The 12188-nt window shown below is 58.6% G+C and carries 13 protein-coding genes; 3 read left to right on the top strand and 10 right to left on the bottom strand.

The features are described from left to right. Positions 1–77 precede the first annotated feature (77 nt). From KB449_RS10045 to KB449_RS10015, 7 genes are all read right to left on the bottom strand, one after another. Entirely contained in the window at positions 78–698 is a 621-nt protein-coding gene (locus KB449_RS10045) for a nucleotidyltransferase family protein (protein ID WP_282908248.1), read from the bottom strand. A 4-nt stretch (positions 699–702) separates the two neighbouring features. After that, positions 703–1641 carry an RluA family pseudouridine synthase gene (locus KB449_RS10040; protein ID WP_282908247.1) on the bottom strand — a complete coding sequence of 313 codons (939 nt, stop codon included), beginning with the start codon at positions 1639–1641 and terminating at the stop codon, positions 703–705. 134 nt (positions 1642–1775) lie between these two features. Then, on the bottom strand, positions 1776–2735 hold the full coding sequence (locus KB449_RS10035; RefSeq protein ID WP_282908246.1) for an ABC transporter permease: 960 nt from the start codon (positions 2733–2735) through the stop codon (positions 1776–1778). Further along, positions 2719–3822, bottom strand: coding sequence for an ABC transporter permease (locus tag KB449_RS10030; RefSeq protein ID WP_282908245.1), 1104 nt, complete (start codon positions 3820–3822; stop codon positions 2719–2721). The genes KB449_RS10035 and KB449_RS10030 overlap by 17 nt, the downstream gene beginning before the upstream one ends. After that, a complete protein-coding gene (locus KB449_RS10025) occupies positions 3819–5360 on the bottom strand; it encodes an ABC transporter ATP-binding protein (RefSeq protein WP_282908244.1) in 1542 nt (513 codons plus the stop codon). Before KB449_RS10025 ends, KB449_RS10030 begins: the two co-directional genes overlap by 4 nt. Before the next feature lie 103 nt (positions 5361–5463). After that, a complete protein-coding gene (locus tag KB449_RS10020) occupies positions 5464–6612 on the bottom strand; it encodes a BMP family lipoprotein (RefSeq protein ID WP_282908243.1) in 1149 nt (382 codons plus the stop codon). Positions 6613–6731: 119 nt separating this feature from the next. Beyond that, a complete protein-coding gene (locus KB449_RS10015; protein ID WP_282912781.1) occupies positions 6732–7652 on the bottom strand; it encodes a nucleoside hydrolase in 921 nt (306 codons plus the stop codon). A gap of 341 nt (positions 7653–7993) precedes the next feature. Here KB449_RS10015 and KB449_RS10010 point away from each other — a divergent pair, with 341 nt between their 5' ends. The 3 genes from KB449_RS10010 (at position 7994) to KB449_RS10000 (ending at position 9839) form a co-directional block, all read left to right on the top strand. Then, positions 7994–8368 (top strand): DnaJ family domain-containing protein, encoded by a 375-nt coding sequence (locus KB449_RS10010; RefSeq protein WP_282908242.1) that lies wholly within the window; start codon positions 7994–7996, stop codon positions 8366–8368. Positions 8369–8404: 36 nt separating this feature from the next. Beyond that, a complete protein-coding gene (gene add / locus KB449_RS10005) occupies positions 8405–9448 on the top strand; it encodes an adenosine deaminase (RefSeq protein WP_282908241.1) in 1044 nt (347 codons plus the stop codon). Between the two features lie 85 nt (positions 9449–9533). Beyond that, positions 9534–9839 carry a hypothetical protein gene (locus KB449_RS10000; RefSeq protein ID WP_282908240.1) on the top strand — a complete coding sequence of 102 codons (306 nt, stop codon included), beginning with the start codon at positions 9534–9536 and terminating at the stop codon, positions 9837–9839. 111 nt (positions 9840–9950) lie between these two features. Here KB449_RS10000 and KB449_RS09995 read toward each other — a convergent pair whose 3' ends face one another. From KB449_RS09995 to KB449_RS09985, 3 genes are all read right to left on the bottom strand, one after another. After that, the gene (locus tag KB449_RS09995; RefSeq protein WP_282912780.1) at positions 9951–10574 is read right to left on the bottom strand and encodes a GTP pyrophosphokinase; all 624 of its coding nucleotides are present in this window, start codon (positions 10572–10574) and stop codon (positions 9951–9953) included. Positions 10575–10620: 46 nt separating this feature from the next. After that, positions 10621–11301 (bottom strand): TerC family protein, encoded by a 681-nt coding sequence (locus KB449_RS09990; protein ID WP_282908239.1) that lies wholly within the window; start codon positions 11299–11301, stop codon positions 10621–10623. Positions 11302–11488: 187 nt separating this feature from the next. After that, the gene (locus KB449_RS09985) at positions 11489–12016 is read right to left on the bottom strand and encodes a YfiT family bacillithiol transferase (RefSeq protein WP_282908238.1); all 528 of its coding nucleotides are present in this window, start codon (positions 12014–12016) and stop codon (positions 11489–11491) included. Positions 12017–12188 lie beyond the last annotated feature (172 nt).

Raw genomic sequence — 12188 nt, 5'->3', positions numbered from 1 at the left:
TCTTGCGCCAAGGCGTCCGGTTGTTCCTGGTCAGGAACAGCGCTATCCTCTCCAGCAACAAGTGCGCTCGATTGTTTCTAGTCAGGCACGACTCTCGCTTCTCCTGCGTCAATCCTTTCGACACGTTGATTGCTTTGCAATCGCCTCTCGTAGCTGACGCCAGGCCATATCCGATCCCATCGCTTGGCATCGATTCTGCGCTCGAAGATTGCCTGAAGCGCTGGATCCGCCGCGAATGCCGGCGTCGGCGCGATCCGCATGGCGACGGCGTCTGCAAGTCCATGCGGCGCGCCGAGCATTGGCAGGCCCGCGTCATCCAACGTCAAGGCCAGCGCCGTGGCTGTTTCCGGATAGTTCGCGACGGCGTCAAGCGAAGACCGGTAAGGCGATCTGTCGTTAACGGCATGCATGCGCGCCTGGTTTTTCACGGACCACGGTACGTTCGGCATGCGCCTGCGAAGCTCCGCCTCATATTGCTTTTCGATTGACTCGTCCGGATCGGCGGCGTCGAAGTAGATTACGTCGACATCCGGCAGGCGCGTGCGCGAAGTCGTGCCGGACAGGACGTCCCACAGCTTGCTCCGCACAAATCCGGCGGCGATCCACCAGTCTGGCAATCTAAGCGAGCTAACGGCACGCAGCTCCGACATCATCTCTTCGTCCGCTTGAACGAGCGTGAGCAGCATACGTTCGTCCATTGCCTTAGATCCCCTCGAGCCGAAGCTTATCCGCCGTTCGCTTCAAAATCGGCGGAGCCGGCGCGCGGAATTCGCGTCCGTCAGGCAGCACGACCCGCCAGGCGTGCAATAGCTGATGATTGATTCCCGCGTAAATTTTGCCGCCGTACTTTACGTCTCCGAGCAGCGGATGGCCGATGCTCTGGAAGTGCGTGCGGATCTGATGCGTGCGCCCGCTGACGAGCTCGATCTCGACGAGACTGTAGCCGTCCCCCTGGGAAAGCGCCCGGTATCTTGTCGTCGCGGACAGCCGCTTTTCGTCGGTCCCCCCCGCTGCCGAGGCAACCCGCGTGCGATTGCGCTTCTCGTCGCGCACGAGCTCGTCCGTCAGCTCGCCCTCGCCTTCGAGCCGGCCTTCGACGATCGTCACATAATACTTCTGCAGTTCGTGCTTCTGGATCCACTGGTTAAGCTGATGCAGCATCCCCGCCGTCTTGCCGACGAGCACGAGGCCGCTCGTGTTGCGGTCGAGCCGGTTGGCCGTCGCAGGCATGAACAGCGGGCTATCGAGCTCCCCTTTGCGGTACAAGTACGCATGCACGCGATTGATCAGCGTATCCCTTTGATCTGTCTGATCCGGATGCGTGAGCATGCCAGCGGGCTTCAGCGCGACGAGCAGCTGATCGTCCTCGAAGACGACATGAATATCGGCGTTGACGCCGACGTACTTCGTCTTCTGCTGTCCGATCGAAGCCTCATTATATTGCTCCTCTTCCATATAGATCGCCAGCTCGTCGCCGGCAGCCAGTTCGTAGTCCTGCTTTTTGCGCTTTCCGTTTACCCGGACCTTGCCCGAGTCGATCATCTTGTAAATTTGGCCGAGGGGGATATTCGGCAGCAGATTGCGGAGAAAGCGGTGCAGGCGCTTGCCGCTCTCCGACGGAGTAACCTTGCGATTGATCATTCGGTGTACGCTCCTAGCTTATATTCGAAAAGTCATGCAGTCGTTATTGCCGATTATACCTGATTTTTGCATCGATCAACAAAAAAGCCGCCGCATCCGATTGGATACGAGCGGCTTGGCGGGGTGCGGAACAACTAGCGCTTCGACGGATCGTATGCCTCTCCGGCCGCCGCCGGCCCGCGAACCGACTTGCCGACCGCGCCGGCGAGGACGATCAGGGTCAGCACGTAAGGCAGCATGTAGAGGAACTCGGTCGGAATCGACTGGGAAAATTCGAACCGGGTCAGGAAATTTCGAAGCGCCTGCGCCATGCCGAAGAAGAATGCGGCGCCGAATACGCCGTACGGGTTCCAGCGGCCGAAGATCAGCGCCGCGATCGCGATAAAGCCTTGGCCCGAGATCGTACTGTGGGAGAAATTGCTCGTCGTCGTGAGCGTGATCGTGGCGCCGCCGAGACCGGCGAGCGCGCCGCTGATCAGCACGCCGATGTAGCGGTACTTGGTGACGTTAATGCCGACCGTGTCGGCTGCGCCCGGGTGTTCGCCGACGGAGCGCAGGCGAAGCCCGAACGGCGTCTTGAACAGCAGGTAAGAGCTGAGCGGCACGAGGATGTACGCCAGGTACGTCGTCGGATAGCTGTTAAAAAACGCTCTGCCAATGAACGGAATGTCGGACAGCAGCGGAATCGGCCACTTGGCGAATACGTTCTGCAGCTGAGCGGTATCCCCCGCACCTTCGAAAATGATCTTGACGAGATACAGCGTCACGGCAACCGCCAAAATGTTGATGACGACGCCGACAATCGTCTGATCGGCCTTCAGCGACACGGTGGCGTAGGCGTGAAGAAGCGCGAATACGAGACCGCAAGCGACGCCGGCGATCAAGCCGACCCAGGGCGAGGACGTCGTCGCACCGCCGTCCGTCTCCATGTAATAGCTGGCGATGGCCGCGCCGAATGCCCCTGCCGTCATCATGCCCTCGAGGCCGATGTTGAACACGCCCGAGCGTTCGCTGAACACGCCGCCGAGCGCGGCAAAAATGAGCGCGACGGAAAATACAAGCGTGGAACTGATCAGATCAGCCAACGTTCCCATTCATGTCAGCTCCTTTCCGCTCGCGCGATTTGCGCTTTTTGAACAATGGCTGAATCACGGTGCGGATCAATCCGTGGGAGGCGACGAAGAAGATAATGCTGCCGATGACGATGCGGACGATCTCGGACGGCACGTCGGCTTCGAAGTTCATCCCGGCCGAGCCGTAGGTGAGACCGCCGAACAGGATGGCGCCGAGCAGGATGCCGACCGGGTGATTGCCGCCGAGCAGCGCGACGGCGATGCCGTCGAAGCCGTAGCCCGCGGACGCTGCCTGCACGACCTGATAGTGGAAGACGCCGAGCACCGAGAATACGCCGCCGAGTCCGGCGAACGCGCCGGAGATCATCATGGTCTTGATGAAGCTGGCTTTGATGTTGATGCCCGCGGCTTTGGCGGCATCGGCGTTGTGCCCGACGGCGCGCAGCTCGTAGCCCTGCTTCGTACGCCACAGCAGCACGTAGAAAATGACGACGCACAGCAGGCCGATCCAGATGCCCCAGTCCATCCGCGCGCCCTCCATGAAGTCCTTGAGCCAGCCGATCGAGAGCGATGCGGTCTCGTCGATGTTCGGCGTTTTCTGCTCGCCTTTCTTGACGAGAAAGTCGCGAAGAATGTAGTTGGACAGATACAATGCGATCCAGTTCAGCATGATTGCCGAAATGACCTCGTTCACGCCGCGGTAAGCCTTGAGCCACCCGACCAGGGCGCCCCAGAGCGCACCGCACAGCATGCCGACGATCAGCGCCAGCGGCGCATGGATGAAGGCGGGCAAGTGCACCTTGAGTCCGATGAACGTCGCCGCCGTCATGCCGATGATGTATTGTCCGTCCGCCCCGATGTTGAAGATGCCCGTCCGGAAGGCGAAGCCGACGGCAAGGCCCGTGAACAAAATCGGCGTGATCGCAACGATCGTCTCTCCGAAGTCGTACTTGGTGCCGAATACCGTCTTCCAAAGCGCGCCATAGGCTTCGAATGGATTGTATCCGCCGATCCACATGACGATCCCGCCGCACAGCAGACCGAGCACGATCGCGATAAATGGAATATAAGTGGATGGTTTATTAAAGATTTCAGCCGCTTTGTTCATGCCGACGCTCCTTTGCCAGCCTGCATTTTGCCCGCCATCATAAGACCGATCTCGTCGTCCCCGGCCTTCTCGGGATCGACCTCGCCCATGATGCGCCCGTCGAAAATGACCTGAATCCGGTCGGACAGCCGGTGAAGCTCGTCCAGCTCATAGGAGATCAGCAGCACCGCCTTGCCTTCGGCTCTCGCCTGCAGCAGCCGATCGTGGACGAACGAGATCGCGCCGATGTCGAGACCCCGCGTCGGTTGAACGGCGATGAGCAGCTGCGGATCGCGTTCCATCTCGCGCGCAATGATCGCCTTCTGCTGATTGCCGCCGGAGAGAGAGCGGGTTTTGTTATGAATATCCGGCGTCCGCACGTCGTAAGCTTCGATCAGCTTCGTTGCGTGCCGGTCGATTTCGGATTTGTTCAGGAAGCCGCCCTTAAAAAAACGGTCTTGCTCGGGGGATCCCAGGATTAAATTTTCGCTGACGCTAAAATCGAGCACGAGTCCGTGCTTCTGGCGGTCCTCGGGGATGTTCGACATTCCCGCTTTGATGCGGTCTTTAATTGAATCCTGCGTGATGTCCCTGCCGTTCAGGCGTATGCTGCCATCTTGCACCGGCCGCATGCCCGTGAGCGCTTCCACCAACTCGTGCTGTCCGTTGCCGTCGACGCCGGCGATGCCCACGATCTCGCCTGCACGAATGTTGAACGAGACGCCTTCGACGACCGGCTTCCCTTTATCGGCGCCCGCGACCGTCACGCCGGACAGCTCAAGTACGAGCGCGCCGGGCTTCGCGGCTTCCTTCGGTTTGTCGAGAGACACGCGCCTGCCGACCATTTTTTCCGCGAGCTCGCTCTCGCTTGTTTCCGCCGTATTCACGGTACCGACGACCTTGCCTCGCCGGATGATCGTCACCCGGTCGGAAACTTCCATGATCTCCTTAAGCTTGTGCGTGATGAGGATGATGGACTTGCCTTCCCCGGCCAGCCGCTTCAAAATCTGCATCAGCTCATGAATCTCCTGCACAGTTAATACTGCCGTCGGTTCGTCGAAAATCAAAATCTCGGCGCCGCGATAAAGGGTTTTCAAAATCTCGACCCGCTGCTGCATGCCTACCGTGATATTCTCGACCTTGACGGTGGGATCGACCATAAGGCCGTACCTTTCGGACAGTTCCTTCACCTTGGCGTTCGCTTGACGATAATTGATGGATAGCCCCTTGGAAGGCTCGATGCCGAGCACGATATTCTCCGCGACCGTAAACGGCTGGACCAGCTTGAAGTGCTGGTGAACCATGCCGATTCCGAGCTCGATCGCCTTGCCCGGACCGTCGATTGTCTCCGGCTTGCCGCCTACGCGAATCTCGCCCTCGTCCGGCTGATACAGACCGAATAGAATGCTCATCAGCGTCGATTTGCCGGCCCCGTTTTCCCCGAGCAAGGCATGGATCTCGCCCTTGCGCAGCTCCAGACTGATGGCGTCGTTCGCGACGATGCCGGGAAAACGCTTCGTAATGCCTCTAAGCTCGACCACCGGTACCGCTTGCTCCATCTGTTATCAGCTCCTGTCCCCATATCAAAAGCGTTAAAACGGAAGAAAGGACAAGGCTCGCGAAAGCGGCCTTGCCCTTGCGGAGATTCCGTGCAGCGCGGAATTATTCCGTCGGAACCTTGATTTCTCCGCTGATGATCTTGTTCTTGTAATCTTCGACCTTGTCGAGGATGTCCTGGGACACGTTCGGATTGTTCACAGGCAAGCCTACGCCGCCTTCGGCCAAGCCGAGCTCGACCGTCTGGCCGCCCTTGAAGTTGCCGGCGAGCAGTTCGTTGGAGACGCGGTAAACGGCTTCGTCGACTTTCTTGACCATCGAAGTCAGCGTCACGTCGTTGCCGAACTCGATCGATTGATCCTTGTCAACGCCAATAACCCATACTTTTTTGCCGGCTTTAAAGCGATCCTTCGCTTCGTTGAAGACGCCGTTGCCGGAACCGCCTGCAGCGTGGAAGATGATGTCGGCGCCGCCGTCGTACATCGTAGCCGCAGCCAGCTTGCCTTGGTCCGGCTTGCTGAAGTCGCCGACATAGTTGACTTCGATCGTCGCTTTAGGATTAACGGCCGCAACGCCGGCTTTGAAGCCCGCTTCGAACTTCTTGATGACCGGCAGCTCCATGCCGCCGACAAAACCGATCTTGTTCGTTTTCGTCGTCAGACCTGCGACGACGCCGACGAGGAACGAGCCTTCGTTTTCCTTGAACAGGACGGACTCGACGTTCGGCAACGCCTCGGTCGGCGTCGTGTCGATCAGGGCGAGCTTGGCTTCAGGGTTGGCTTTGGCTACAGTAGTAGCCGCTTCGGCGAACAGGAAGCCGATGCCCCAAGTCAGATCGTAGCCGTCCTTGACGAATTTCGTCAGGTAAGGAATGTAGTCGCTGTCCTTCTTGGACTCGAGGTACTTGGTTTCCGCGCCCGTATCCGTCTTGATCTTCTGCAGGGCTTCCCAGGCTTGTTGGTTAAACGACTTGTCGTTTACGCCGCCGAGGTCGGTAACCATGCCGACTTTTTTGCCTTTGCCGTCGGCAGGCGCGATGGATTCGCTCGGAGCTGCGGATTCGGAGGCCGAAGCCGACGCACTTGCGGAAGCGGATGCGCTCGGGCTCGCGGACTCGGAGGCCGGCGCGCTTGCGCTAGGGGACGCTGCGCTTTCATTGTTGTTGTTCTTGCTTCCGCAGCCGGACAGCACCAACAGCATTGCCACCATGGCGACCAGCATCAGGCTAAGCGGCTTCATCGTGCTCTTTTTCATGCTTGATTCTCTCCCCGTCTCTCATACTTGTATTTGCATCTACGGCAAGCGGGCCGATCCGATAGCCGCTGCAGGCGCCGGCGAAACGGGTCCGCGAGCCGCGGTAGCCAAAATTAATCTTACTTCAGCAATTCGGTCATATAAGCGAAAAATCCGTCGCGATCGACGTCGTAGATCAGGTTGACCGGCCTGCCGCCTTCCGACAGCTCCGTACGTCCCTGCGCCATACCGTCGGTTCTGACGATGCTGTTGACCGTCTTGACCTTGACCAGGTCGGGTTTGCCCACGTAAGCGGCGGTGAGCACGTCCCATAAATAATAAGTCGAATTCGTTGCATGGAAAATGAGCGGCGGCACAAGCGCATAGCATTGTCCAACGAAGTCGATCGCCTCGTGCCTCCGGAGCTTGGCCCATGCATCTCTGGCCTCCAGCGTGAGCGGCACCTGGTTCGTGCTCTCCAGCGCGACCATATCGATCCGAAGACCGCTGGCCCATACGCGCGCCGTACCCTCGGGATCCCAGAACGCATTCCACTCGGCCGTGCCGTCATGCTCGGGCTCCTCGACGTTGCCCTTCGGCAAGAAAGTGCCTCCCATCCAGACGACGCGTTCGATTCGCTCTTCGATATCCGGCGCGATGTCAAGCGCACGCGCAAGGTCCGTGAGAGGACCCGTGAACACGAGCGTTGTCTTGCCTTCGCCTGCACGCACGCTGTCGATCAGATGCCGATATGCCGGCTTGTCCGAGATCGGCGTCAGGATGGTCTCCGCTTCGTTCAGAATCGGAAATGCGTCCACGTAATACGACATGATACGCCATGCAGCGGGAAACGGATTTTTGCCGCGGGAATCGGAGCGGGACACGTCCAGCCCATCGCGCGGCTCGCCGCCGAACCTGTCGATAATCTTCCGGCTGGCCTGCACGGAAGGCTCCAGATACCCGTCTGCCCCGATGACCGAGACGCCGGTCAATTCAATACTCGGCATGCGAAGCAGCAGGAGCAGCGCGACAAAATCGTCGCCGCCGCCGTCATGATTCATATAAACTCTCAACGTTCGACCATCCTTTGTGAACCTTTTTGCATTCCGTCTTGAACGAATGTCCTGTTATCTTTTATAACCCATTAATCACACAAACGCCAGACCCAATTGAAAATACCTTTTACCCGCGCCCCGACTTTGTGAATCCGGCTGCTTTCTGTGTCGTGCGATCGTACAAAATGACAAATCTCATCTAATCCACTCGGCTTTAAAGGGTTAATAAGTCAGGCCCATGTCAATAAAATTGACAGAATCAACCCGCCCCATCGCGCAAACACTTCAATCAACCGTTTAACCCGTGATACAATGCTATAATAACACAAGCAAAGGACGGTGAGCAGATGAATTGGATTGTCTCCATTGCCGAGCAAAAAATACGCGATGCGGAAAAATCGGGACAGTTCGCAGGGCTGTCCGGGCAAGGCAAGCCGCTTCCCGAAGACGACTTGGCTGGCGTTCCCGAAGAGCTTCGCCTCTCCTACAAGCTGCTTAAAAATGCCGGAGCCTTGCCCGAAGAGCTGCAGATTCGCAAGGATCTCGTCTCGCTTTCCGACCTGCTCTCAGCATGCCGGGATCCCGAGCAGGCGGCGAAGTTAAAAGGCGAACTGTCGGAAAAACGGCTGCGCTATCGGCTGATGATGAACGAACGAGGCTGGACCCAGCAAGACGCCTACGAACAGTATGCGGACGCCGTTTATGCGAAGCTGACGCGCTAAGGCGCAATTAGAGATTAGACGACAGGAGAGATCGGGATGGACAACTGGCTTGAGGCGCTGCCGAAGGCGGATCTGCATTTGCATCTGGACGGATGCGTAACGCCTGCTACGCTGCTGGAGCTTGCTGCGGAACGCGGTTATCCACTGCCGGCCCGCCGGGCAGAGGATCTGCTGCCTTACATGCAAGTGGACGCGGATTGCGACAGCCTGAAAACTTATTTGGGGAAGTTCGACTTCGTCCTCCCGCTGCTGCAGGATGCCGAAGCCCTTAAACGCGTCGCCGAGGAGACGGTCGAGCAGTCGGCCGCACGCAATTGCCTATATATCGAAGTCCGGTTCGCGCCCGCGCTGCATACGAACGAAGGCCTTACGCCCGTTGGCGCCATCGACGCCGTGCTCGAGGGTCTGCGGCGGGGAGAAGCGGCTTATGGCGTCGTCGCGCGTCTCATCGTGATCTGCATGCGGCACCAGGACGATAGCATTAATCTCCCCGTTATCCGCGCTGCGATTGCACGGCAAGGCCATGGCGTCGTGGCCGTCGACCTGGCCGGAGACGAAGCCTCCCACCCCGCGGAAAAATTCCGGGGCACGTTCGCCGCCGCGCGCGAAGCGGGCATCCCGATTACGATCCATGCCGGCGAAGCGGCCGGCCCCTTTAATGTCCGCGAAGCCGTGGAAGAGCTCGGCGCGACGCGCATCGGCCATGGCATCCGGCTGAGGGAGGACCCCGGGCTGCTCGCGTGGATCCGCGAACGACGCATCCCGCTCGAGCTGTGCCCGACAAGCAATATACAGACGAAGGCGGTTGAGTCGTGGGACGATTACCCGATTCGCAGCTACTACGATGCCGGTGTGTACGTCACCGTCAACACGGACAATCCGACCGTGTCCGGTACCGATATGACCCGCGAATGCGAAGCGATCGCGACGCGATTCGGATTCACGCCCGCCGAGCTGGCGAAGTTGATGCGCGGCGCGCTGCAGGCCGCTTTCGCAGAGCCGCCCGTCAAGGAGGGGCTGCTCGCCCGCTTCGACGAGCTCGTAGGTCGCTTGATGACGGACGTCACGCGCGAGGATTGACGCCTGCAGCGAATAATGTTGACGGACCTAGTCGGTTCGCCTACTGGATGCATGGCCTCCCGCTCGCCCGCCAACGGGAGGCCAGTTGCTAGCACAAACGCGCTATTCTGGACTTCACGCCGCCGCCAGTTCGCCAATTCCCTCGCTAACCCACACGCTCGCTTTCCCGCCGCCAATGATGCCCGATTTTAGCTCAAAAATGCGCTATTATCGCCTGCACTCTATCACTCGCTCCCCCGCCGTCATCGTGATGCTCGATATTAGTTCAAAATTGCGTTATTATCGCCTGCACAACTACCACTCGCTCGCCGCCGTCAGCGGGATGACCGATATTAGCTCAAAAACTGCGCTATTATCGCCTGCGTTAAACGCAGATCAGGCCATGCAATAGCCGAAAAAATAAAGGAGCTGCCCCTCAGTCAGTCTCCTGACGGACGGGGTAGCTCCTTTTTTTCCTTCATTATAGTAACGCATAGTAACGCTTTCACGCGTCTACTTCCGGCTATTCGTCCGAGCGGTATTTTTGCACCTCTTCGTTCAGCGAGAACATGCGCTTGTCCAGGGAAGCGATAAGGTCCGCCGTATCCTTCAGCTGCAGTCCGATCTCGTGAGGCACCCGCGCGTTGAATTTGTAATAGATCTTGTGCTCGAGGCTCGCCCAGAAGTCCATCGCGATCGTGCGGATCTGGATCTCGACGGGCACCTGCTCCATCCGGTCGGTCAGGAACACCGGCACGAGAATGATCAGGTGCAGGCTTTGATAGCCGTTGGGCTTCGGATTCGCGACGTAGTCTTTGACTTCGAGCACGGTGACGTCCTGCTGCTTGCTGATCATCTCGTACATTTGATAAATATCGGTGGAAAAAGAGCAGATGACCCGGATGCCCGATATGTCCCGAATATGGTTGATCGCGTTGTCGATCGTCACCGCGAGCCCTTTGCGGATCAGCTTGTCCCGAATGCTCTCGGGAGACTTGATCCGCGTTTTCATATGCTCGATCGGATTGTAGTTCTGAATGAAGTGCAGTTCCTCGTTCAAAATGTTCAGCTTCGTGCTGACTTCGTCGAGTGCGAACTTGTATGTCAGCAGCATCTTGCCCCATTCCCGCATGCTGCTCTGATCGATTGCCATCTTCGAATGTCTCCCTTAAACGTGTTCGCCGAGCTTAAAATTAATGTCTATGGCGCCAGACCCTGCGCGCACGCCAAAACGAAAGCGCGCCGTAGGCAAGAAACAGGACGCCCAGCAGGATCGGCAGAACCTCCGGCAGCGCAGGGGCGGCCTCGTCGATATAATCGCCGATCCATGGATCGCCGGACAGCATCTCGCCAGCGGAATAACCGAGCAGCCCGGCACCGAACCATACGAGCGGCGGGAACCGCGTCATCAGCTTGGTCAGAAATTGGCTGCACCAGATGATCAGCGGCACGCTGATCGCAAGGCCGATGACGATAAGCATGAGATTGCCGTGCGCCGCGCCCGCGACGGCCACTACATTGTCGAGGCTCATGACCAGATCGGCGATGATGATCGTACGGATCGCCCCGCCGAGCGTCGACTTCGCTTCGATCTCCTCATCGTGGGATTCCTCGTTCAGCAGCTTCCATGCGATGAACAGCAGCAGCAGTCCACCGCAAGCCTGTACGAGCGGAATCCGCAGCAGCGTGACCGCAGCGAACGTCAGCACGATCCGCAATCCCACCGCACCGAACGTTCCCCAAAATATCGCTTTTTTCTGATACACCGGATCTAAATTTTTGCTCGCCATCGCGATGACGACCGCGTTGTCGCCGCTAAGGACGATGTTGATCAGAATCATATCCAGCAATGCAAACAGCCAGTCGCTTCCCATCCTGCGCGCTCCTTGTCCGATTCGACCCTTGTCGCTGCCGCGGGGGCGGCGCGGTCAGACAGTCGTTTTGCACCTCAAGTTACCATTTTACCCGAATCGGGGGCACGCGAACAAACCCGCCCCTTGAGGGACCGGGTTGGTACGCCGTCCATCGGTCGCCGATCGAATCAAAAGCGCCGCAGCAAGCTCACCAGCCCATACGATCCCTGAGCCGCTCGATATGCGCGGTATGGTGCTTGCCATGCCATACGTACATCCCCAGACAACGATCGAGCCGCGTCATCTCTCCGCTCCCCGGATGGTAAAACTCGCGCGCGAACTGCTCGTCCGAAAGCGAAGCGAGCAGCGCCGTCCAACGCACATGCACGGCCGCAATCAGCGCGAGCGACGGCGCGATCGGCAAGTCGCGCGAGTCGGCCAGCTCCGCCCACAGGCTCTCCTCGTAAGGCTTGATCGTCGGCCGCTCTTCGGTGAGCGCCAGTTTAAAACGCGTCAGACTGTTCATATGGCTGTCGCCGACATGGTGTACGACCTGCCGGACCTTCCATCCGCCTTCCCGGTAAGGCGTATCCAGCTGCGCATCGCTTAGCCCGCGCACCGCTTCGGACAACAGGTCCGGCAGCGACGCGATCTCCTGGATCCACTGCCTGCGCTGTTCGAAGGAGATGTCTCCTTCAAAAGCAAACTCGCCGATCGGATACCGCAAATCTTCCATTTTCCTTCGCTCCCCGTCAGTCGTCCATTTGAAAATTTTGCTTTTTCCAGTATAGCACATCAGGAATGCAAATCCGGCTAGCCGCTCTGTCCTCGGGACGCGTGCAGAAGCGCCATAGACCCCCGCGCTGAAGGCTTCGTCATAAAAAGGCGGCATTCGACTTTTTTCCCGC

The sequence above is a fragment of the Cohnella hashimotonis genome, from assembly GCF_030014955.1.
In the GTDB taxonomy this organism is placed as follows: Bacteria; Bacillota; Bacilli; order Paenibacillales; family Paenibacillaceae; genus Cohnella; species Cohnella hashimotonis.
Note: the sequence above shows the minus strand (reverse complement) of the source record. Positions and strands in the feature narration are given on the sequence as shown.

Excerpts from the sequence above, each read along its gene's own strand:
- KB449_RS09990 (WP_282908239.1), bottom strand. The coding sequence starts at position 11,301 with ATGGGAAGCGACTGGCTGTTTGCATTGCTGGATATGATTCTGATCAAC.
- KB449_RS10020 (WP_282908243.1), bottom strand. The coding sequence starts at position 6,612 with ATGAAAAAGAGCACGATGAAGCCGCTTAGCCTGATGCTGGTCGCCATG.
- KB449_RS10035 (WP_282908246.1), bottom strand. The coding sequence starts at position 2,735 with ATGGGAACGTTGGCTGATCTGATCAGTTCCACGCTTGTATTTTCCGTC.
- add (WP_282908241.1), top strand. The coding sequence starts at position 8,405 with ATGGACAACTGGCTTGAGGCGCTGCCGAAGGCGGATCTGCATTTGCAT.
- KB449_RS10030 (WP_282908245.1), bottom strand. The coding sequence starts at position 3,822 with ATGAACAAAGCGGCTGAAATCTTTAATAAACCATCCACTTATATTCCA.
- KB449_RS10025 (WP_282908244.1), bottom strand. The coding sequence starts at position 5,360 with ATGGAGCAAGCGGTACCGGTGGTCGAGCTTAGAGGCATTACGAAGCGT.
- KB449_RS10010 (WP_282908242.1), top strand. The coding sequence starts at position 7,994 with ATGAATTGGATTGTCTCCATTGCCGAGCAAAAAATACGCGATGCGGAA.
- KB449_RS10040 (WP_282908247.1), bottom strand. The coding sequence starts at position 1,641 with ATGATCAATCGCAAGGTTACTCCGTCGGAGAGCGGCAAGCGCCTGCAC.
- KB449_RS10015 (WP_282912781.1), bottom strand. The coding sequence starts at position 7,652 with ATGAATCATGACGGCGGCGGCGACGATTTTGTCGCGCTGCTCCTGCTG.
- KB449_RS10045 (WP_282908248.1), bottom strand. The coding sequence starts at position 698 with ATGGACGAACGTATGCTGCTCACGCTCGTTCAAGCGGACGAAGAGATG.
- KB449_RS09985 (WP_282908238.1), bottom strand. The coding sequence starts at position 12,016 with ATGGAAGATTTGCGGTATCCGATCGGCGAGTTTGCTTTTGAAGGAGAC.